General features: G+C 62.8%; 22 protein-coding genes and 1 tRNA gene. 11 read left to right on the forward strand and 12 right to left on the reverse strand.

Features of this window, described 5'->3' with window-relative positions:
• Positions 1–10: 10 nt before the first annotated feature.
• From HNP02_RS07350 to HNP02_RS07365, 4 genes are read right to left on the reverse strand one after another with little or no spacing between them, the layout of a single operon-like run.
• Positions 11–427 carry a MaoC/PaaZ C-terminal domain-containing protein gene (locus HNP02_RS07350; RefSeq protein WP_184436734.1) on the reverse strand — a complete coding sequence of 139 codons (417 nt, stop codon included), beginning with the start codon at positions 425–427 and terminating at the stop codon, positions 11–13.
• Positions 424–930 (reverse strand): MaoC family dehydratase N-terminal domain-containing protein, encoded by a 507-nt coding sequence (locus HNP02_RS07355; protein ID WP_184436735.1) that lies wholly within the window; start codon positions 928–930, stop codon positions 424–426. Before HNP02_RS07355 ends, HNP02_RS07350 begins: the two co-directional genes overlap by 4 nt.
• Positions 930–2189 (reverse strand): acyl-CoA dehydrogenase family protein, encoded by a 1260-nt coding sequence (locus HNP02_RS07360; RefSeq protein WP_184436736.1) that lies wholly within the window; start codon positions 2187–2189, stop codon positions 930–932. The genes HNP02_RS07355 and HNP02_RS07360 overlap by 1 nt, the downstream gene beginning before the upstream one ends.
• Positions 2186–3169: a hydroxymethylglutaryl-CoA lyase gene (locus HNP02_RS07365; protein WP_184436738.1), complete on the reverse strand. Its 984-nt coding sequence runs from the start codon at positions 3167–3169 to the stop codon at positions 2186–2188. The genes HNP02_RS07360 and HNP02_RS07365 overlap by 4 nt, the downstream gene beginning before the upstream one ends.
• A gap of 297 nt (positions 3170–3466) precedes the next feature.
• Here HNP02_RS07365 and HNP02_RS07370 point away from each other — a divergent pair, with 297 nt between their 5' ends.
• The 7 genes from HNP02_RS07370 to HNP02_RS07400 all read left to right on the forward strand — a co-directional run bounded on the left by HNP02_RS07370 (position 3467) and on the right by HNP02_RS07400 (position 10215).
• Positions 3467–4795: a TetR family transcriptional regulator gene (locus HNP02_RS07370; RefSeq protein ID WP_184436740.1), complete on the forward strand. Its 1329-nt coding sequence runs from the start codon at positions 3467–3469 to the stop codon at positions 4793–4795.
• A 374-nt stretch (positions 4796–5169) separates the two neighbouring features.
• Positions 5170–6603, forward strand: a complete 1434-nt coding sequence (locus HNP02_RS07375; RefSeq protein WP_184436748.1) for an OB-fold domain-containing protein — start codon at positions 5170–5172, stop codon at positions 6601–6603.
• 2 nt (positions 6604–6605) lie between these two features.
• Positions 6606–7817 (forward strand): acetyl-CoA acetyltransferase, encoded by a 1212-nt coding sequence (locus HNP02_RS07380; RefSeq protein ID WP_184436750.1) that lies wholly within the window; start codon positions 6606–6608, stop codon positions 7815–7817.
• A 143-nt stretch (positions 7818–7960) separates the two neighbouring features.
• Positions 7961–8656: a hypothetical protein gene (locus HNP02_RS07385; RefSeq protein WP_184436752.1), complete on the forward strand. Its 696-nt coding sequence runs from the start codon at positions 7961–7963 to the stop codon at positions 8654–8656.
• Complete coding sequence (locus tag HNP02_RS07390) at positions 8640–9254, forward strand: cytochrome c oxidase subunit 3 (RefSeq protein ID WP_309241459.1); 615 nt, start codon at positions 8640–8642, stop codon at positions 9252–9254. Before HNP02_RS07385 ends, HNP02_RS07390 begins: the two co-directional genes overlap by 17 nt.
• Before the next feature lie 10 nt (positions 9255–9264).
• Positions 9265–9522, forward strand: coding sequence for a cytochrome C oxidase subunit IV family protein (locus HNP02_RS07395; protein WP_375373646.1), 258 nt, complete (start codon positions 9265–9267; stop codon positions 9520–9522).
• A gap of 522 nt (positions 9523–10044) precedes the next feature.
• Positions 10045–10215 carry a hypothetical protein gene (locus HNP02_RS07400; protein ID WP_184436756.1) on the forward strand — a complete coding sequence of 57 codons (171 nt, stop codon included), beginning with the start codon at positions 10045–10047 and terminating at the stop codon, positions 10213–10215.
• Between the two features lie 236 nt (positions 10216–10451).
• Here HNP02_RS07400 and HNP02_RS07405 read toward each other — a convergent pair whose 3' ends face one another.
• Together HNP02_RS07405 and HNP02_RS07410 are read right to left on the reverse strand one after the other, a co-directional pair.
• On the reverse strand, positions 10452–11546 hold the full coding sequence (locus HNP02_RS07405) for an AAA family ATPase (protein ID WP_184436758.1): 1095 nt from the start codon (positions 11544–11546) through the stop codon (positions 10452–10454).
• 47 nt (positions 11547–11593) lie between these two features.
• Positions 11594–11678, reverse strand: a tRNA-Tyr gene (locus HNP02_RS07410).
• A 209-nt stretch (positions 11679–11887) separates the two neighbouring features.
• Here HNP02_RS07410 and HNP02_RS07415 point away from each other — a divergent pair.
• Both HNP02_RS07415 and HNP02_RS07420 read left to right on the forward strand, forming a co-directional pair.
• The gene (locus HNP02_RS07415; RefSeq protein WP_184436760.1) at positions 11888–12931 is read left to right on the forward strand and encodes a hypothetical protein; all 1044 of its coding nucleotides are present in this window, start codon (positions 11888–11890) and stop codon (positions 12929–12931) included.
• A 116-nt stretch (positions 12932–13047) separates the two neighbouring features.
• Entirely contained in the window at positions 13048–15021 is a 1974-nt protein-coding gene (locus HNP02_RS07420; RefSeq protein WP_184436762.1) for an AAA family ATPase, read from the forward strand.
• A gap of 53 nt (positions 15022–15074) precedes the next feature.
• On the opposite strand, the gene HNP02_RS43985 is transcribed toward HNP02_RS07420, so the two are convergent.
• The 5 genes from HNP02_RS43985 to HNP02_RS07440 form a co-directional block, all read right to left on the reverse strand.
• A complete protein-coding gene (locus HNP02_RS43985; protein ID WP_375373652.1) occupies positions 15075–15149 on the reverse strand; it encodes a hypothetical protein in 75 nt (24 codons plus the stop codon).
• A gap of 78 nt (positions 15150–15227) precedes the next feature.
• Positions 15228–16448: a hypothetical protein gene (locus HNP02_RS07425; RefSeq protein WP_184436764.1), complete on the reverse strand. Its 1221-nt coding sequence runs from the start codon at positions 16446–16448 to the stop codon at positions 15228–15230.
• A gap of 134 nt (positions 16449–16582) precedes the next feature.
• A complete protein-coding gene (locus tag HNP02_RS07430; RefSeq protein ID WP_184436766.1) occupies positions 16583–16897 on the reverse strand; it encodes a hypothetical protein in 315 nt (104 codons plus the stop codon).
• A 182-nt stretch (positions 16898–17079) separates the two neighbouring features.
• A complete protein-coding gene (locus HNP02_RS07435; protein WP_184436768.1) occupies positions 17080–17772 on the reverse strand; it encodes a hypothetical protein in 693 nt (230 codons plus the stop codon).
• Positions 17769–17942 carry a hypothetical protein gene (locus HNP02_RS07440; RefSeq protein ID WP_184436770.1) on the reverse strand — a complete coding sequence of 58 codons (174 nt, stop codon included), beginning with the start codon at positions 17940–17942 and terminating at the stop codon, positions 17769–17771. Before HNP02_RS07440 ends, HNP02_RS07435 begins: the two co-directional genes overlap by 4 nt.
• A gap of 278 nt (positions 17943–18220) precedes the next feature.
• On the opposite strand from HNP02_RS07440, the gene HNP02_RS07445 reads away from it, so the two are divergent.
• Positions 18221–18853 (forward strand): hypothetical protein, encoded by a 633-nt coding sequence (locus HNP02_RS07445; protein WP_309241460.1) that lies wholly within the window; start codon positions 18221–18223, stop codon positions 18851–18853.
• Here HNP02_RS07445 and HNP02_RS07450 read toward each other — a convergent pair.
• Positions 18850–19449, reverse strand: coding sequence for a recombinase family protein (locus HNP02_RS07450; RefSeq protein WP_184436772.1), 600 nt, complete (start codon positions 19447–19449; stop codon positions 18850–18852). The two genes, HNP02_RS07445 and HNP02_RS07450, sit on opposite strands and share 4 nt — an antisense overlap.
• Before the next feature lie 354 nt (positions 19450–19803).
• On the opposite strand from HNP02_RS07450, the gene HNP02_RS07455 reads away from it, so the two are divergent.
• Positions 19804–20046, forward strand: coding sequence for a hypothetical protein (locus HNP02_RS07455; protein WP_184436774.1), 243 nt, complete (start codon positions 19804–19806; stop codon positions 20044–20046).
• Positions 20047–20051: the final 5 nt, after the last annotated feature.

Consider the following 20051-nt stretch of genomic DNA (forward strand, 5'->3'; position numbering starts at 1 on the left):
CCGCCATCTGCTACGCGAGCTCTCGCAGCCGGGCGTAGCCGGTCATCACCGGTTCACCGTTCTGATTGACCGTCGACACCTCCAGCTCGACCATGCGCGCCCCCTCCTGGTCTTCTACGGCGCTGACGGTGGCAGTCGCAGTCAGGGTGTCACCGGGCCAGACCTGGCGCTTGAAGCGCACTCCGAAACCGCTGAGCTCGCCGTCGTCGATCCAGTCGGTGATCACTTTGGCGGTCAGTCCCATGGTGAGCTGGCCGTGGGCGATGACGCTGGGGTAACCGGCCACTGTCGTGGCGTACACCTCGTCGGTGTGCAGCGGGTTGTAATCACCGGAAGCGCCTGCGTACATCACCAGCTGGGTTCGGGACAGTTCCTCCACCACGGGTATCTCGTGGCTGTCGCCGATCGTGAGTTCGGCGAGCTTCATGGCGTCACTGCCCGCTCGGTGACCACCCTCACCCGCCGAGCCGTCACGGCAAGCTCACCGCGCTGATTGACGAAGCGCGTGATCTCCTCTGAGAACTTCAACACGCCCCCGCGTGCACTGTCCTTCTCCCACGTCTTGCCGGCTTCCCTGGAGACGGTCAAGACGTCGCCGGGACGCAGCGGGACATGGAATTCGTAGTGCTGCTCAGCATGCAAGCTGGTGCCGCCGCCAGAGGAAGGCGGGGCGAAGCCTGGCCCGCGGCCCGAGCCGTTCCACGCAATGCCAGGCCTGGGCCGGTAAGGCCACTCGGGGTCGAACTGCGCCGCGCTGGCCACGAACGTCGGCGGTGCAACAACCCCGCCACGTCGGTGGGTGTTGTCGTCGCCCTCATCGAAGTAGATCGGATTCTCGTCGCCCAGCGACCGCGCAAAGGTCAAGATGTGCCCGCGTTCAACGGGGAAACGGAAGGTGTCAACGGCTGACGACGAAGCAGCGGGGGCCATCAACTCTTCCCTTCGAGCACGCGGGGTTCTCGGGGCAGACCAAGCACATGCTCCCCGATGATGTTGCGTTGCACCTCACTGGTTCCGGCATAGATCGTGCCGGAGTGAGCGACCAAGAATGCGTCCTGCCACGGCCCGAGTGGGTAGCCGGGACCGGGTGGACGCAGCGTCGCGGACGGACCCGCGATCCGCAGGGCAAGTGCCGCCAGCCGCAGGTGGTATTCGCTCCACCCCAGTTTCCACGTCGACATTTGCCGTCCAGGTTGCAAGCCAGCGGCGACCTCGGCCACTGTGCGTTCCCAGCTGCTGCGCATGATGGTGACCTGCGTCTTCGCCCAGGCCAGCTCGCGACGCACCACTGGGTCTCGATGAAGTCCTTGTTGTCGCGCAAATTCGACTAGCTGTTCGAGTTCGCGTTCGCGGCCCTGAAGCACCATCGTGGTGGCGCGGCCAGCTCCGCCGCGCTCGAACCCCAACGTGGACTGCACGACCTGCCAGCCCTTTCCGAGTCCTCCGATGACCCCGGACAGCGGGGCCTTGGTGTCGCCGAAGAAGATCTCGGCGAATTCCTCGGCGCCGGTCATCTGCCGGATCGGACGGACCTCGATGCCGTTGTGTCCCGGTGTGAACTCCGTGATCGCATACGACAGCCCCCGATGCTTGGGCGCGGCCGGGTCGGTGCGGCACAACACGAAGATCATGTTTGCCGTGGTGAAACGCGACGTCCACACCTTCTGGCCGGTGATCAGGAGATGATCATCCTCGATGACGGCGCGCGTCCGGACTGAGGCCAAATCCGATCCCGATCCAGGCTCGGAGAATCCCTGGCAGTAACGGTGCTCTCCGGAGATGATCCGTGGCAGGTAGTACGCCCTCTGTTCCTCCGTGCCGTGCAGAATGATCGACGGACCGACCATCGACTCGCCCTGCACGCGGTCGACACGCGGCACGCCGGCTCGGTAGAACTCTTCGTCGAGGATCGTCATCTGCGGGGCGTCCCAGCCGCGTCCGCCATATTCGGTGGGCCATGCCGGGCAGATCAGCCGCGCCGACGCACACCGCCGCTCCCACTCCTTGAACAGCGGGTCGGCGTGAGCGCTGGCAAGCTCTGATTCACTCTGCAGACTGCTCACCGAACCGGGCAGATCCGCCCGAAGACGCCAGTCGATCACATCCGTCAGCCCGGGCGGTGCGTTGTCGCTGATCCAGTCGCGCACCCGAGGCCGCAGCTCCTCGAGCGCGACGTCGAGCCCGCTCATCGGGCGACCGCTGCGGTTTCGCGGTCCTCTTGTATCTGTGGAGAAGACCTCCCGGCCAGCGCCTGCACGGTGCGTGACACACACGGCTTGCCGAGTCGTTCGGACATCCACACGCTGATCGACACCAACTCGTCGAGGTTGACGCCGGTGTCGATGCCCAGGCCCTCCAACATCCACACCAGATCCTCGGTAGCCAGGTTGCCGGCCGAACTTTCCGCGAACGGGCACCCACCAAGTCCGCCCGCCGAGGAGTCGATGGTGCTCACTCCCGACTGCAACGCCGCAAGCACGTTGGCCAACGCTTGTCCGTAGGTGTCGTGAAAATGCACAGCGAGCGAGCCGACGTCGATGCCCGCGGCCAATACCGCCTCGATCAGCGCTTTGATGTGGCCGGGCGTGCCGACCCCGATCGTGTCCCCGAGTGCGAGCTGATCGCAGCCCAGATCCATCATCCGCATGGCAACGTCGACGACCTTGGCGATGGGTACGGTTCCTTCCCAGGGATCTCCGCAGCACATCGAGACGTAGCCGCGCACGCTGACCCCGGCCTCACGCGCCCGCGTCACCACCGGAGCGAACATGGCCAATGACTCGTCGATGGTGCGGCCGAGGTTGCGCTGCGAGAACGTCTCGGTGGCGCTGCCGAACACGGCGATATCGCGCACGCCACGACTGAACGCTCGGTCCAGCCCACTGATCGTCGGCACGAGCACTGGATAGCGCTGGCCGGCATCGAGGTCCAGGCCCTCGATCACCCTTTCGGCGTCGGCAAGTTGGGGTACTCGTCCCGGATGCACGAAGCCCGCCGCCTCGATGGTCTTCAGCCCAGCGGCTCCAAGCCGCTCTATGAACGCCACTTTGACGTCCGTAGGGATGACGCCCTTTTCGTTTTGCAGGCCATCTCGAGGTCCCACCTCATAAATCGTCACCCGAGAGGGCAGCCCGGCGACCGGCACGCGGCTTGGCAGATGCATCACCATGGCCGCCTCCCAAGCTCCACTACACGGACGCCCTCTAACAGCTTGCTCATGTGGCGTAGGAATCCTTCCGACTGGGACCCTTCTGGGCCTGTTGATCCTAACCAAATTTAGATTAGAGTCAACGGAGCAGTCAATCCTTTGCCGCTGGTGCCGGGAGTTCAACGCTTGAACACAAAAGCCGCTCGATGCGGTAGCGGTCACACCGCATGTGATCCGTGTACCGGCCAAAACTCGCATAGAATCGGCGACAATGTGGTGACGGCCGTGTTCGGAAGGACTGTAGCGTGAGGTTCGCTGATGGCTAACAAACCCGCTCGGACCGGCAAGAAGGGCGTTGCCACTCGGGCACGCATCCTGGATGCGGCCGCCCTCACCTTCCGTAACAAGGGGTACGCCGGTACTCGGTTGTCCGATGTCGCCGCGGCCGCTAATACCCAGGCAGGAAGCCTTTACTACCACTTTCCGTCACGCGAAGAACTTGTGGAAGAAGTGCTGCGGGTCGGTCAGGAACGCACCAGCGGATTTGTCAGACGACGCGTCGCCGCCCTTCCCAAGGACGCCACTGATCTCGACAGGCTGCGTGAGGCGATCTCCGCACACCTCGACACGGTTCTGGAAATCGGCGACTACACCGCCGCGACAATCAGGATCATCGGCCAAGTCCCCGAAGAGATCCGGGTGCGCCGGATTCACGAACAGCGCGAATACGGTGAGTTCTGGCGTTCCCTGGTGGATAACACGCAGGCATCGGGTCAATTCCGCACCGACCTCAACAGTTCCGCGCTGCGGATGCTCCTGTTCGGAGCGATGAACTCGGTACCCGATTGGTTTAGGCCGCGCGCTGATGGCATGTCGACCGCCGAGCTCAAAGCGCAGTTCGATTCTCTGTTCCTCGATGGCCTTGACGTGCATCGGAGAGCGATCCGGTCGATCGACGACAATCTGGCCGCCATCGCCGTAGCGGAGGAGAAGGTTCTCCACATGAGCCAGGACGCCCACGCCAAGGCTGGAGGCGCCCAACGAATCCTCGACGCCGCCGCCAACGTTTTCCGGGAGAAGGGCTATGCCGGCACACGGTTGGCCGATGTGGCGGCAGCCTCGGGCATCCAGACCGGCAGCATGTATTACTACTTCAAGTCGCGGGAGCATCTCGTAGTCGAGATGGTGCTGGTCGCCTGGAAACGCACCGATGACCTGGCACGCTTCAGCGTCGACGCGCTGGCCGCCGATGCCACAGCGCTGGACCGGCTCTCCACCGCGTTGATCGCCCACCTGCTGTCGGTGCTCCGCAACACCATGTACACCTCCGCACTCGTCCGCATCCTCGGTCAAGTCCCCGACAGCGTGCGGGAGCAGACCGATACCCATCAGCGGTCCTATCTGGAGTACATACGCGGCCTTCTCGAGGATGCCATGGCCTCCGGTGAGCTCAGAGCCGACATCGATCCGTCGGTCACCACGATGCTGATTTCCGGCGCTCTGAACTGGGCCGTCGAGTGGTACCGGCCCGATGGCGCGTTGAGTCCTGAAGACCTGGCACGTCAAGTTGCCACCCTCGTTTTCGATGGGGTCACCAAGCTCTCCGCCGATGAACGCAGCCAGCAGTCCTCGGTAACACCCGCCTGATTACACGCCGGCGACGAAGCGCCGCCGTTCAGCGGTCTTTGGACACTTCGCCGGCCTTGAAGACCCAGGTTGCGCCCGATTAGGTCTTTCCTGATCGCGGCGATACCCGAAGATGGTCTGAGTTTGGTCGTCCACATAGTTCCTTGGCCGTCCGTCCGGTCCACCCGTGCATCGAGCACCTGCGCCATCAGCACCGCACGACGAACCACCGCTAGCCCACGGTTGTGCTTGCCGATAGCGATCGTACCGACGCCACGATTCGGTCCTCGGCCATGTCTACTCGTTGCCGTCACGCATCGTCCCCGAATCCCATCCTTGAAGTCTAACCAGAATTAGATTAGATTTCGTGGTATGTCATCTCAGCATGGAGCGCAATGACCGGTGTGATGGCGTGCGCGGCGTACCTTCCCAACCACCGTCTGCGGCTAAGCGAAATCGGATCTTTTTTGGGCGGCGCGCAGCCCTCCGGCGCCCGTTCGGTGGCTTCCTACGACGAGGACACCACGTCGATGGCGGTTGAGGCCGCCCGCGCAGTTCTGCGCGGGATTCCCATCGCATCGACGCCGCAGCGGTTGTACTTCGCCACGACCCAGCCGGCCTACGTCGACAAGTCCAATGCGGCGATCATTCACGCCGCACTTGGCCTTCCCCGAGGCGCTTTGGCAGTCGATTTCGGCGGGGCACCCAGCTCAGCGGTGGGTACGCTGCTCGCGGCCGCCGACTGCCCCGAGGGGGCGCTCGCCGTATTGGCCGACACGCGCACCGGCCTACCCGGCGGCGCCGACGAGAAACAGGGCGGCGATGCCGCCGCGGCGGTCTTGTTCGGTCCCGGAACCGCCGAAGCCCCGATACTGGCCGAACTCATCACCTCTGCCTCGGTCACCGACGAGTTTCTCGATCGCTGGCGGTCCCCAGGCGCCCCGACCTCGAGGGTGTGGGAGGAGCGATTTGGCGAACACGTCTATGTCCCGTTGGCCATGGAGTCGTTCTCCGCTGCACTCAAGCAAGCCGATCTGAGCCCGTACGAGGTCCATCACCTAATCGTCTGTGGCCTATCGCCGCGAGCCAACCGGCAGTTCGCCACGGCAAGCGGCGTGCCGCGCGAAGCCGTCACTCCCGACCTGACGAAAGCGATCGGCAACCCAGGAACTGCTCAATCCGGTGTCCTTCTCGCCGATGTACTCGAACGTGCGGAACCCAATCAAGTGATCGCCCTTGCCGTGCTGGCCGACGGCGCCTCGACCCTGATCCTGCGTACCACCGACGCCGTCGCAACCCGCCAACCTTCGGCGCTGACGGTGGCCAATCAAATCGCCACCTCCGACGACTCACTCAGCTATGGCACCTTCCTCACCTGGCGGGGCATGTTGCCGCGTGAGCCACCACGCCGACCCGAGCCCGACGCTCCCGCCGGCCCGCCGAGTCATCGATCGGAGAACTGGAAGTACGGGTTCGTCGGGTCTCGCTGCGAAGAATGCGACACCGTCAGCCTGCCGCCGGTTCGAATCTGCTTCAAGTGTGGCTCCGACGATCGGATGCATCCCCAACCGATGGCTGACACTCCCGCGCGGGTGGCAACCTTCACCTTCGACCGTCTCGCCTACACGCCTAGCCCGCCCATGATCGCGGTGGTCGTCGACTTCGAGGGCGGCGGCCGTTTCCGCTGCGAACTCACCGACGCCGGTCCCGAAGTCGCGATCGGCGACCAGGTCGAAATGACGTTCCGGCGCCTGACCACGTCGGAGAGCGGCGTGCACAACTACTTCTGGAAAGCCCGCCCGGCGCGCCAGACGACCGAAGGGAGCTGACCATGGCCGCACGTGGAATCTGTGACCGTGTTGCCATCGTCGCGATGGGCTGCACCGACTTTGGGGAACACTGGGACCGCTCGGCCGACGATCTATTGATCGACGCGGTGAGCTCCACGACCTCAAGCGCCGGCGTGACGCCCAGCGACATCGATGCCTTCTGGCTGGGGACGTACTTGTCAGGCATTTCTGGGCTCACCTTAAGTCGGCCACTGCGGTTGCACGGCAAGCCGGTCACCCGCGTGGAGAACATGTGCGCAACCGGCTCGGAGGCGCTGCGCGGCGCGAGCTATGCGGTAGCCAGCGGCGCCTGCGACATCGCAATGGCGGTGGGCGTCGAAAAGCTCAAGGACTCGGGCTTCTCCGGTCTGCTGCGGCCCTCCGTACCATCCGACGGCACCGGCGGCACCCTCGGGACCACAAGCGCGCCAGCCAATTTCAGCTTGCTTGGTCCCGCATACGCCGACAAGTACGGCGTCGACCCCGCGGAAATCAAAGAAGTCATCACCCGTATCGCGTGGAAGAATCATCAGAACGGCGCACGAAACTCCCGCGCGCAGTTCCGCAAAGAGGTGTCCACGGAAACGATCGCGTGCTCACCGCTGGTCGCCGGACAACTCGGGATCTTTGACTGCTCGGGGGTTTCGGACGGGGCCGCCGCCGCCATCGTCGTACGTGCCGAAGACGCCCACAAATACACCGACAAACCGCTCTACATAAAGGCACTCTCGTTGGTTTCGGGAGCAGCGGACGGAAACGTCGACCCAGCCTACGACTTCACGACGTTTCCAGAAGTCGTCGCTTCAGCGCGCAACGCCTACGCCGAAGCCGGGCTCGTCGATCCACCAGCGCAGATAGCCATGGCTGAGGTCCATGACTGCTTTACCGTCACCGAACTGATCCTCATGGAAGATCTCGGCTTCGCCGAGCGCGGCACCGCCTGGAAGGCCGTGCTCACAGGCACGTTCGACCTCGACGGCACCTTGCCGGTCAACCCCGATGGCGGACTCAAGGCATTCGGTCACCCCGTGGGCGCCAGCGGCCTGCGAATGATCTTCGAGTGCTGGCTGCAGCTTCGCGGCGAAGCCCCGGAGGACCGAAGGATTCAAACAGTCACAGCCGGCAAGAACATTGGCCTCGCCCACAATCTCGGCGGCGGACCCGGAGAGTGCGTGTCCTTCGTATCACTCGTCGGCACCGAACCCAACTCCTGAGCGATGAGAAGCCTTCGCGCAAAGACAACGACCCCGCCGCGAGATGGCACATGTCGAACCCACATTTCATCGCAAGCTCAAGGCAAGGACGAGAGACCATGAACGCGAAGACTCAGCGCATTTGTCTATGGTGCGGACCCTTGTTGACCATCGTGTTCTTCATAGGATTCGGGCTGATCGCTCGCTACATTCCTCCACCCGACCCTGCACTGAGCGCCGCCGATATTGCTGACATGTATCGGCAGCACTCCGTGCGTATCCGCCTCGGAATGCTGCTGTCCATGTGGGCGGGCGTCCTCTGCGTTCCGTGGGTGATCGTCATCGGACTGCAGATGAAGCGGATCGAGGGCCAGTTCGCGCCGCTGGCCTACGTGCAGATGGCCCTCGGGTTACTGTTGCCAATGGAATTCATCGTGCCGTTGTATTTCTTCCAAGTCGCGGCGTACAGGCCGGGCCGATCCGTCGAGGTTGTGCAGGCGCTCAACGACCTTGGATGGCTGCCGTTCACCGGGTTGGTCTACACGGTGGTCGGCCAGGCAATCGTGATCGGCGTTGCCATATTGACCGACAAGCGCACGACACCGGTCTTCCCTCGCTGGGCCGGTTACTTCAGCATCTGGGCCGGTCTGCTGATGACGCCGGCCAGTCTTGACGTCTTCTTCATGGATGGCCCTTTGGCGTGGAACGGTGCGATTGCCTGGTGGGTACTTCTTGTCACCTTCTTCGTGTGGCTGATCGTTCTGACAGTGGTCACGTTTCAGGCCATCGGCAGCCACGAGACGGAGCATTCAGCGCCAAATCTCGAATCGAGTTCCGGGGCGCGTGCAGCTAACGCCTAGCGACCAGGGCGGACCACTGACGGCAACGACGAGTCGCGGCCCGCGAAAGATCCCCGGGGAGGCCGGGATCTGGGTCTTCATCTTCGGCGATCTCCTATTCTTCGCCTACCTGTTCCTGCTCTACCTCTATTACCGAGCCGGCGACCCTGAGCTTTTCGCACGTTCACAGCGACACCTCAACACCGGCTTGGGCGTCGCATACACGCTCTTGCTGCTGACCAGCTCGCTGTTTGCGGTGATCGCGCTGCGGCTGATCCGTGCCCGGAGCGCCGGGGCGGCAACGTATTTCGTCCTGGCCGCGATGGGTTGCGGTGTCGCCTTCGTCGGCATGAAAGTCGTCGAGTACTACACCAAAGTCAATGCCGGAGTCACACCAGGCACCAATTACTTCTACCTCTTCTACTACGTACTGACCGGCCTGCACTTGGCGCACGTGGCGATTGGACTCGGCGTCTTGGTCTTCATGTGGTGGCTGGCGCGGCACGCACCACACCTCTCGGCGCTGCAGCTCTCCTTGGCCGAGGGGTGTGCTTGCTTCTGGCACATGGTCGATTTGTTGTGGCTCGTCATCTTCCCACTCCTCTACCTAGTGAGGTGACATGCGCATAATGCGGACGGATCCAGCCGTCGTCGTTTGGTTGGTGCTGGTGCTGGCTACGTTTCTGTCTTGGTGGTTGGCGACCGAACGTTGGCACGGTGGCGACCTCGGGGCGGTGGCCATCTTGATCGTCGCCGCCGTCAAGATCCGGCTCGTGGGATTGCACTTCATGGAGCTTGCAGATGCACCACCTCTCCTTCGCGCAATGTTCGAGCTCTACGTGGTTGCTCTGCTCGCAGGTTTGGTGGGATTCGTCCTAGCAGCGTGAATGCCGCGGTTGGTTAGGGGACGTCACCAAATGCGAGTTGACTTTGGGGGCGGGGTCCCTCGCCGTGAGCCGGACGCGAAATTGGTTACAGCTGGAGGACATTCGTCGACACCAAGCTCGTTCGCCCACCTCAACATCTGCGGCACCTACCACTGTTGCGTGTCTTGGCCACCACCCACGCCATCGGTGTTAGTACGTGAGTCGCGCACGCAAGTAAGCCGGATTGACTGTCGCCGACAACGGGTCACTCGGCAGCTGACAGTCGATAACCGCGTCCGCCCGACGGCCGAGGACGGTCAAATGACAGAACAGGACGATGATGGCGCCAGGCGGCTCATTCGAGACGAAAGCAGGTCAACGATGGCCCGTGCGCTACCGGACTCCGGATGGGGGCCAAACCGAAAAGCGGGGATTCACGACCAAGCGCGACGCAACGAGTTGCAGCGGCAGTTGAGGTCCTCAAGGCCACTGGCGATTTTGTGTCGGCGTCGGCGGGGCGCGTTACCGTCCCACGCGCCGCACGTGTGCTTTATCGGGTCCCTGTCGGGTCAACGGTGCGCTCTCAAGCGCACACTCGGCCACGGCAGTGCCAAGGTGATACTCGACGTCGACGCCAGCCTGTTCGACGCCGACCTCGACGAGGTCGCGATCGATCTGCACACCACGTGCGCGCGGGACAACGTCGGCGCATAGTTGGTACGGGGCGCCTGAACGCGTTCGGTGAATTGGGTCCATGCGCTTTATCAGCGGCGTTGCGTCGGCAGCGGCCATGACTTCGGATGAATGGAAAGTCGGAGTTAACGGCGCCATGATGGACACAGTGGCCGGCAGGCCTAGCAGAGCACCTTGAGGTTCGTCGGCGTCACGTGCCGCGGACCTGGCCCACGCCCGCGCTGGAGAAGCACCGGTCGATGTCGTCGTCGGACGATCTACAGGTCGAGTCCACCAATGTGGCGGCCACGTTGCGCGATCAGCAAGTCGGCGGTGATGCGTTCGTAGGCGGTGCGGAAGTCTTCTGTGGCGGCGGCGTGTTCCCGCCACGCGTCTGCTCGGGCGGTCAGGCGTTGGTCGTGGCGTCCCAGGACGCGGCGAATGATGTCGCGGAGGTGTTGGGCTGCCGAGTATTTGGTGCCGCGACGCGGGTGGTGGATCTCGCCTTTGGCGAGCGGATCTTGGTGACTTTGCTCGGCTTCTGTGGTGTCGGGGGTGTAGATGTAGGCGTGGTTGCTCTCGCGGCCGCGGGTCATGGCGACGTAGGCCATGGACCGGGTGGCGCACTCGCTGATGATGGCGTGGGCGGTGTCGGTAGTGACGCCCTGGGCGGAGTGCACGGTGACCGCGTAGCCCAGGGTGACGTGCTCGGCGAAGTAGTCGGTGTCGAAGACGACGCGGGCGTCGTCGGTGAGGCGTTCTGCGGCAATCCGATTCGCGTTTGAGTCGATGGCGGTGACGCGCCACCGGTTGCCGTTGCGGACCTGCCCGGCCGCGTCGGTGTGCCGATGTGCGGCACTGGGTCGCACAACAGTGGTGGCGTCGTTGTGCCGGCTGATGACGAGGTCACCCACCCGAACCTGCTGGCCGCGTGCCGCTCTGGCGGTGGGGCCGTCGGTGGTGAGACTGTCGTGCAGCCGGCGGTTCAGCGCGTCGGCCATCTCCCAGGTGTCGCAGATCAACAGGGAATCCTTCCCGGTCTTCTGGTCGGTGAGGTACCCGGCCAGAGCGTCGGAGGCCATCGCGACCGGATCCCCGGTGTGGAGGCGGTCGTGGGTGCGGTACCAGCCAATCGCCTTGCGGAGGTGGTTGCCGCGCCCGGACCGCAGCGCCAACGAGGCGTCGCGCTCGCCAGGATCGCGCATGCGCCAGACCTCTGAAAGGTGTTGGGTCCAGGGCAGCTCGTCGCAGAGCTGCTCGAAAATGCCGCCGCGGGCCTGCACCGGCCTGTCGAATCCACCGAGATCCGGCTCCGACCCCGAGTGTGGGCGCGCAGAGTTACGCGCGACCTGTGACAATCCGTGACAATTCACTGCCCTTCGAACAAGTCAGGCCCCCTCGAAAGGGGGCCTGACCAGCGTGGCAGGTACAGGATTCGAACCTGTGTAGGCGTAAGCCGACGGATTTACAGTCCGCTCCTATTGACGTTTGCAGCGATAAGCTGCGTTGGTAGTTCGATGACATTGCAGGTCAGGCAGTTGGCTGTGTTGGTGCCAACAAGGTCCGGTTAGCTCTACTGCGGACGGTCTGCGGACGATTCATGGACGCAAGGCCCAGGGACGAATTAGATAGTGCACTTCGTTGTGTCGAACGCATTCGGTGATGCGCGCGAAAGCCCGGGAGGGATAGTGGTCGGTCGATAAGGTCGAAAGCCGTGCCGTACGACGAAGGAATCTCAGACTGGCGCGTCTACTCAGCCGAGCACGCTGTGGGCCACGATCGTCAACTGGATGCCGAGGAGTGCCAGGCCCTTGTCGAGAAAGCCATGTCGAGCGACTGGTTTCATGACTGGTTCCCGGATGCTCCGCCCATCGAGATGATCGTCGGCGGCCAGGAGACGCCAGAGATCGAGCACATCTGGTCTTACGCGCAGCCGCATGGCTACCCACGCCCGACGAAGTGGACGATCTCGCTGCACCCCAGAATGCTCACTGCCCGAGTCGTGCTGCACGAACTCGCGCATTGCGTGGCACCGATCTACGTCGAGGAAGAACTCAAGAATCCCGGACGTCGTCGGGGCGTGCCTGATGCCATGATGCGGAGGAAGCACCGAATTCACGGCGAGTTCTTCACGGCAGCCCTGGGCGTCATTACCGACAACATGCTGCCGGGCGACGACGGTCAACTCGCCAGGGCCTACCGCCATTACGAAGCGCCGATCTCGACGCTGCACGCGCTGCGCGAGCAGCTCGCCGGTCAGCCCGCGATCCTCCAAGACGAAGAGGCGTTCCACGACGAACTCGCCAAGGACAGCGCTGAGATTGACGCCACGTACGAGGCGGAGCACGGCGAGCCACCGAAATGGGTCATTCCGAAGACGCCCTGGGGGTTCAACCTAGAGATGCTGCGTCGGGATCGTCGCCGTCGGATAGACGGTCGGCTGATCTCCAAGAAGCTCGTCGCCGAAGGAATCGCAAAAGTCACGCCGTGCACGCCCGCCCACATCACGGCTCTGGAGAAATCCCGCGAACGTCCCGAGGACCCCGAGCAACTGAAGCGCGCCATGCTGATGGCGATCTTCTTGGCGACCGACCCAATCTGGGTCCGGTACAACATGCGGCTCACCAGATGGGACTGCGGCGGCATCACAATGAAGCAGGCGCGGACGGTGAACTGGCGCTGGGCCAAGATGGTCACCCACATGAACAAGCTCCAGCGAGAGATGCCGCCCCGCTGGTACGTCGAGGGCGAACGTTAGCTGGGTCATCCAGATTCAGTAGGCATGTCGTCCGCCACGCCGGAGTGTCAGGAGGGCATGCTAGGTCTTTAATGCCCACGGGGTCGTTAGAAATCACCAGGGTCTAGGGAGGAATCGTGAAACTAGATGCCGTTACGGTGAAGCTGTTCCGGAACATCGTCCATGCGCAACGAGTCGTCATTGAGTCGGACGTGACCTGCCTAGTCGGTAAAAACGAGTCAGGAAAGACAACAGTGCTGACAGCACTTCATCGACTCAATCCGGCGAACGCTGACGAAGCGGAGTTCGATCTCACAATCGAGTATCCCAGGTGGCGACTTGCCCCGGATCGCCGATCGAATTCTGATCTTGGCCGCACTGAGTCCGTTGTGGGCGAGCTTGCCCTCGACGAGCAGGATCGTGCGGCTCTCGACGAGGCATACGGCATCGCTATCCCCGAGTCTGCAATCTGCTGGGTGTCCTGCGACTACACCAACACCCGTACCGCTTGGCTTCAGTGTTCAGTTGAGGACGCAGTCAAAGTCGTTGCGGCGAAAGTCGCGATAAGCGGACAAGACCTGGCAACGATCACCACTGACGGGTCGATCGGTGATGGTGTAGCCAGTGCGAAGGCGCTCGCGAAGGAGCATCGCGAATCTGGGGAAACAGCCCAAGCCAAGGTCGCCACTGCATTCGCGAATGAACTGGAGAAGTACGAGGTAATCGTCGCTCGCGGTGTTGCCACCGATGAGCAGACCCAGGCGCTGTGGGAACGGATTCCGAAGTTCTTCTACTTCTCGAACTATGACACCCTGCCGGGCGAGATCAACCTCACCAAGCTCGCCGACAGGATTGCGAACGGACAGGCCCTTCGTCGCGGCGAGCGCACTGTCGTTTCACTCCTCGCTCACGCGGGCGAAGAACCCGCCGACTTCCTCGACGACAACTACGACAGCCGAAAGGCCGAACTCCAGTCAGTGAGCATCGACCTCAGCCAGCAGGTGTTCAAGTATTGGAAGCAAAACACCGATCTTGCAGTGGTGTTCGATACGGACAACCGCATCGTCCAAACCGATCCAGACGGCAATCACACTGCCAACCGATTTCTCAAGATTGAGCTTCGCGACGGACGCCACGGCGACGTCGAGACCAACTTCGACACCCGGTCCTCGGGTTTTCAGTGGTTCTTCTCCTTTTTTGCCGCATTCAGCGAGTATCAGAACGCTTCGGATTCCGTGATCGTGTTACTCGATGAACCGGGGACCAGCCTCCACGGTGATGCTCAGCATGAGTTCGTGGAATACATCTTCAACGAGCTAGGCGCGTCCAAACAGACCATCTACACCACGCACTCGCAGCACATGGTCGATCCAACACGCTATGAGAAGCTGCGCGCAGTTCACGATCGCTCCACCCGGAGCAATCCCGACCTTGGCGTGAGCGTGACCCTGCCGAACCTCGCCGCAGATCGAGCGACGCTTCTGCCTATTGAGTCGGCACTCGGGTATTCGGTGAGCCACCATCTATTTCTGGGTTCTGGGCAGCACCTCGCCGTCGAAGGTAGTAGCGACTTCGTGTATCTGCAACGGCTCACCGAGTTCCTCGACAACAAGGGGCAGGTCGGTCTCGACCCGCGTTTGGCCATGATCCCGGTCGGCGGTGTCGACAACATGCCTGCCTTCGTAGCCCTTCTTGGCCGTCGCCTGAAAGTGTCTGCACTCGTCGATGGCGCTCGCACCACCACACGCCTCGCACGCATCAAGTCTGCTGCTAAGGACAACGGCGTTCCGGAGTCATCAATCGTTGCGTGCTCCGATGTTGACGGCCTGCCATCAAACGCCGATATCGAGGACTTGTTCGCAACTGCCGACTATCTCAGGCTCTACAACTGGACCTTCGGCGAGAACGTCAGCGCGAGCGACCTCCCCGATACCAGCGAACCCATCCTCAAGAAGCTCATCTCCTACAAGGGTGGCACCGACTTTGATCACGCCTTACCCGCCCACGAACTGACCAAGCGGCGTGGCGAGTTCTTCGGGCAGATTGACCCCAAGACGGAGCAGAACTTCGTTGCGCTGTTCAAGCTTCTGAACGCCACGGTTGACCCGTAGCCTCATCGCGATAGGCCGTGTTCCAGGCGCGTGGATGAATATGCGCTACGCGGCTAGTTCGTCCGAGAGGCACGGTAGACGGTTGCCCGGGAGACCCTGAGCATCTCGGCGATGTCGGTGGTGTTTATGCCCTATGTCCCGCAGGCTCCGTGCCTTGCCCAATGCTCGTTGGCCCCCCTTACACGCTACGTGGCGCGCCCCCAGGGTCAGGCGCTATCAGATTTTTCTTCTTTCTCCGTGAGTACCTTCAGTTCGGCGCGCAGCCGTTTGGCCTCTCGCTCCACCTGCCTGAGGCGGGCAGCCTTCAGCTCCTTTGGAGACTTGTGCTGACGCGGCTTGCGTGGGGGCTTCGGTGGTGGCACCAGCCAACCCAGCGGTTCGTAGACCACCGGCTTGCGCACGATGGGGCATAGGCTGCAGTCCATTTCGAGCGCGTCATCTGGCCACCCTGCAGCGAGTGACTTGGCGATCCACCCGCTGGGCTCTACGCCCCGCCTGGCGTGCCGCGCACGTATGTCGGCCACCGTTTCGGGCGACCGGATGACGCCCTGGTCCGGTGTCCAGTGGAGATCCTTCTTCGTCTTCATGCCATGGCCACACGTCAATGTCGCCGTCCACTCGGCGACGATCTTCGGTTCGGCTTGCCGAACGTCCGCCCAATTCTCCTCCGGCTCGGCGTCGAACTTTTCGCCCGTGGCGGCCTTCTTGGCGATGATCGCGCCCCACCAGTCCGGTGGTTCGACAGGGTCAGCGGGGATCACCTTCTCGCCGAGGCGCTCGTCCCAGGATGCAACCTCACGCAATGGAAGATCCGGCCTGGAATGCGAGCCCTTGCAGAGGTATTCGCCCGGCGGCAGCTTCTTCTTGCCATCCAGGAAGTCGAACGGGTTGTGCCGCGTGGCATCGAGCAGCGATTGCGGGTTGTCGGAGGTGTTCAATCGTTCTTCGATGCAGCCGCAGTCGAACTGGACGCGCCACCGGAATAGGTCCTCGGGCGAGGTGTGATAAAGCGAGTACATCGGGCTCCTCGCCAACCCCTCCTCCCACTCCGTGCGCACCGATGCAAGCACCTCCCCGTTGGAGCGTTCCGGCGTACCAGACAGGCTGCGCTTGGTGAGCCCCGACGGCGGCGGCGCGCTTGCCGGATGGGGTTGGCGTTCGGACCGCTTCTTGGCTCTGCTGCCCTCGACGTCGAAGATCCGCGCTATTTCCAGTGCCTGCTCAGGCGACAACGGCGGCATGTCGGTTTTGGCCACGTAGTCTTCAAGCGCGCGCTTCTGTTCATGGTCACTGCACCAGGTCTTCGCCTGCGACAACTCGGCGAACATCCCGCCGTTCACCGGCATGTCCACGTGCCACTTATCATCCTCGGCGTGAATCCGGTACAGGCCGGATACGTAGTCAGGGCCTGTTTTCGTCCACCTCATCGTCAGATTCTCCGTCCCCGGAGCAGTTTCGTCGCGGCACCGGTGGACCTCTTTCGTCACGCCGTCGTCGCTGACTGTGCGTCGCCTGTACTCACGGCTTGCGAGCCGCACGTGGTGCGGGACACGCTGCGGTCCTATCCGAGCTGATCCAACTGCATCGCGGGCAATTCGGCCAAGGTCGCCACGATGTCGCGTCGCCATTCCTCATTGATTTCGGCCAGCGTCGCGAGGAACTCCTGTCGCTCCGGGCTAGCTTCAATCCCGCGCAGTATCTCGATCAACTCGGCGTTGGACTTTTCCACCGCATCCCAGAACGGGGCCATCCGCTCATTTTCCTCGGCCTGCATCTCGGACAGCGCCTCGGCGAGGCCGTCATCGTGCGCTTCGGAAAGCAACCCAACCAACTCGGCGTTAGCAGTCGCGATCAGGGCGGCATCCTCTGGGTCCATGCGTCCATTCTCCTCAGGGCGTGACAGGTGGCGGGATCGACACACCGGAGATGAAGAAGCCCTGGACCTCCGTCCGGTCGAGGCGTCCACGAAGCTCATCCTTCGACACGCCTAAGTCAGCCCTGAGTCCCAGTCCGCTGCTCGGCGCTTTTCAAGCTGGGCTGAGCCGCTGCCCGGCGCTTCTAGAGTGCCTGCAGCGTGCCCAGGTCTCCCTTCGCACGGAAGAGCGCGCACTCGACGTCCTCGGGCCGGACATCGAGTTGAGCAGCGCAAAGGCGGACGTCCTCAACGTACGCTGCATACCTCGCTGCCCGGCTACGGTTCCCGCCTGCAGCTTCAAGGCTGTTCCAGCCGAACGTACCTAGGCTCTTCCACACCAGGAGATCGAGGACAAGGCAGCATTTTTCCGGCGTCGAAGCCGTTGCCGCCCATAGCCATTTGGTGAAGAACGCCGCCTGCAGGCCCGGCAGATTCCAGGCCTTGTATGCCTCCGCGACTCTGCCAGCTTGCGCAAGCTCAGCGGTCTTGGCGAGCACTTCGTCGCGGCGATCATGCGTGAGGGTTCTCAGGATCGGATCGCGCATCCGGGCGTTGCTCTTGCCCCTGCCCCAAACGAGCACAGCGATCAGCAGAGCAAGTCGGTCATCGGGAGTGGCCGTGCTCGACGCCATCACGCGAACTTGTTCGCGGGGGACCTGGTTGGGACCTACCGATGCGAACACATGCTCGACCAAGTTGGCGTCGATGTTGCCGAGGTCGAGCCATCTGCGCCATGTCGACTCGATGAACGGGACGGACTGTCTGTCGGCGCAGCCTGCGATGCGGTCGCGGTGCGGTGCCAGTGGCTCGACGAGCCGATCCTTGAGCGCAGTCATGACTGCTCCTCGTGGTTGACCATCAGGTCCCCCCAGTTGTCGAGGCCGCACGCGCCAAAGAACCACTCGTAGCTGAACGCAGGGTCGTCGGCACGGAAGATGTCGGCGGCCTTCCGGCTAAATGCAGCGACCTTCTCGCGTCTCGGATGCGCGGGTTTTGAGTCCGTCATCGTCGCCCTAATGGTCTCTGCGCACTCGCGGTATAGATCGCGCATTCTCGGTGCCCTCCCCCGTCAAGAGCAGCGTCTCACGGATCACCGACAACATCCGGACCGGACATGGCGCAGGCGCATGTTCCCTCGGTCGACGCCAACAACTCTTTGTTCGATGCGTCGGCCCGCCGTCACCGGCGATAACCGCAGTTGCGGAAGGAGGCGCAGTTTGCGATGCGGCTCGCCGCGCGGGAATGAGACAACATGTCGACGCCACCCGATGCCACACTGGATCGGTGGTACGGACCGGCGCTCGGGCGAACGCACTGCAAATTCTCTTTAGCCAGGTTGGGCACAGTGCGATGTCAGATGCCCCTCCTGTGCCGAGGCTCGATACCCTTCCACCGAACGCTCGCGAAGAAGTGCTCGACCTTTTTCGAGCGCTGGGCGGACAGACCCCGATGCCGCCACTCCGGCCCGGCGCATGGGATTTGGTCTTCGCTGATGGGCTGGTGGTGGAACTGGACGAAGAATTGCACTTCAACCGATACCGGGCGCAGAGTTTGCAACCCACCTGGGCGACCGACCTGCCTTGGTATGACGTCTATCTCGGCCTGTGTCGTGACCGCGAACAGGAGTGCCTTGCCGCAGGCAAGTGGGGAAAGCGCTGGACGAACCCGTCATGCGAAACCATGTTTGGCTCACCATCGCCGCCGGGTGTGCTGGACGAACATGGCTCTCCACGCTGGAAGCAACGCGCGCTCTACGACACGATCAAGGACATCGCCGCGCTACACTCCAGCGTCTTCCGACTGTGCCGACTATCGGTGTGGGACTCCGTCGGCGACACCATGGTCGGCGACGCACTGGCCGGAGCAGCCATCGAGCGTGAACACCTCGCTGACTTCATCGGACGGCGCACGATTTAAGCCGCTTGGTCACCCAGATACCGGTACAGCGTCGCCCGGCTAACCCCGAGGTACTTGGCGATGTCCTTGGCAGCGTGGCCGTCGATTCTCATGCGCTTGGCGGTGGCGATGTGCTCGGCGTCGGTGACCTTGCGTGGTCGCCCGAACTTGACGCCACGTGCGCGAGATGACACCCGCTTTAACGCAGTTCGCTCTTTGGTCAACTCACGTTCGTACTCGGCAAGTGAGCCGAGGACTCCGATCATCATCCGCCCGGCGGGTGTGGATGAGTCGATGCCGTCTGACGTCGACACCAGGGTCACGCCACGCTCGGTGAGCGACTTGACCGTCTGCAAGATGTGCCACAAGTTGCGGCCAAGGCGGTCGAGCTTCCAGACCACGACGGTGTCGCCGTTGCGAACGTAGGACATCAGCTCAGCGAGTCCGGGCCGGTCATCGCGTCCGCCCGACATCACGTCGGAGAACACCTTCGTGACTCCTGCTGCGATGAGTGCCTCGTTCTGCTGATCGAGAGTCTGGGCCACGGTCGAGACCCGGGTGTACCCGACACGGCTACCGGTGGTGGGTTGGGCGATGCGCTCGGCATTGTGTCTCATAATGGCCCAGAACGCAGATACGAGACAGTCCATTCCGAGACGGACATTCGAGACAGGGCAACCTCTGCGAATCGGAGCGTGGCTGCCGCCTCACCAGGGGTCTCGTATGTGGTCACATCTGAGACTGTGACGATGGCGTTCGTACGGCTTTTGGGTATCTCGTACGCCTTGTGAGTATGTCCCCCAACGGGCGGCAGGCCAGCACCGGCGAGTGGCATGTCGTCAAGCCATGGACCGTACGGCATGGTTAAATACGGCAACTTGGCGCGACGGAGATATCCGTGACAAGTAGGGGAGGGCTGCAGAGTGACTGCACTGTCGTCAACGGTCGAAGTCGGGGTCGGGATCGCCCTGATGATTCTCGGCGTGGTCGTGCTCTTCTTCGGGGTTGGCGGCGGGATCGCGAAGATGATCAGAGATCTCAGGACCGAACCATCGATTGCAGAGAATTTTGACCCGTTCGCCGGACTAGCGAAGCTGCTGAAGGCGCTCACTGCGTTCTTGAAGGCCGCGACCAAGGCGCCGATCTGGATTTTTTTGATCTTCGTCGGGTTCGGCCTGGTTGGATTCGGCGCTTGGCTCATCGGCCAGGCGTAGACGAG

It is taken from the genome of Mycobacterium sp. AZCC_0083, from assembly GCF_014202335.1.
Lineage (GTDB): Bacteria > Actinomycetota > Actinomycetes > Mycobacteriales > Mycobacteriaceae > Mycobacterium.

Excerpts from the sequence above, each read along its gene's own strand:
- HNP02_RS07350 (WP_184436734.1), bottom strand. The coding sequence starts at position 427 with ATGAAGCTCGCCGAACTCACGATCGGCGACAGCCACGAGATACCCGTG.
- HNP02_RS07355 (WP_184436735.1), bottom strand. The coding sequence starts at position 930 with ATGGCCCCCGCTGCTTCGTCGTCAGCCGTTGACACCTTCCGTTTCCCC.
- HNP02_RS07360 (WP_184436736.1), bottom strand. The coding sequence starts at position 2,189 with ATGAGCGGGCTCGACGTCGCGCTCGAGGAGCTGCGGCCTCGGGTGCGC.
- HNP02_RS07365 (WP_184436738.1), bottom strand. The coding sequence starts at position 3,169 with ATGGTGATGCATCTGCCAAGCCGCGTGCCGGTCGCCGGGCTGCCCTCT.
- HNP02_RS07370 (WP_184436740.1), top strand. The coding sequence starts at position 3,467 with ATGGCTAACAAACCCGCTCGGACCGGCAAGAAGGGCGTTGCCACTCGG.
- HNP02_RS07375 (WP_184436748.1), top strand. The coding sequence starts at position 5,170 with ATGACCGGTGTGATGGCGTGCGCGGCGTACCTTCCCAACCACCGTCTG.
- HNP02_RS07380 (WP_184436750.1), top strand. The coding sequence starts at position 6,606 with ATGGCCGCACGTGGAATCTGTGACCGTGTTGCCATCGTCGCGATGGGC.
- HNP02_RS07395 (WP_375373646.1), top strand. The coding sequence starts at position 9,265 with ATGCGGACGGATCCAGCCGTCGTCGTTTGGTTGGTGCTGGTGCTGGCT.
- HNP02_RS07425 (WP_184436764.1), bottom strand. The coding sequence starts at position 16,448 with ATGAGGTGGACGAAAACAGGCCCTGACTACGTATCCGGCCTGTACCGG.
- HNP02_RS07430 (WP_184436766.1), bottom strand. The coding sequence starts at position 16,897 with ATGGACCCAGAGGATGCCGCCCTGATCGCGACTGCTAACGCCGAGTTG.
- HNP02_RS07435 (WP_184436768.1), bottom strand. The coding sequence starts at position 17,772 with ATGACTGCGCTCAAGGATCGGCTCGTCGAGCCACTGGCACCGCACCGC.
- HNP02_RS07440 (WP_184436770.1), bottom strand. The coding sequence starts at position 17,942 with ATGACGGACTCAAAACCCGCGCATCCGAGACGCGAGAAGGTCGCTGCA.
- HNP02_RS07450 (WP_184436772.1), bottom strand. The coding sequence starts at position 19,449 with ATGAGACACAATGCCGAGCGCATCGCCCAACCCACCACCGGTAGCCGT.
- HNP02_RS07455 (WP_184436774.1), top strand. The coding sequence starts at position 19,804 with ATGATTCTCGGCGTGGTCGTGCTCTTCTTCGGGGTTGGCGGCGGGATC.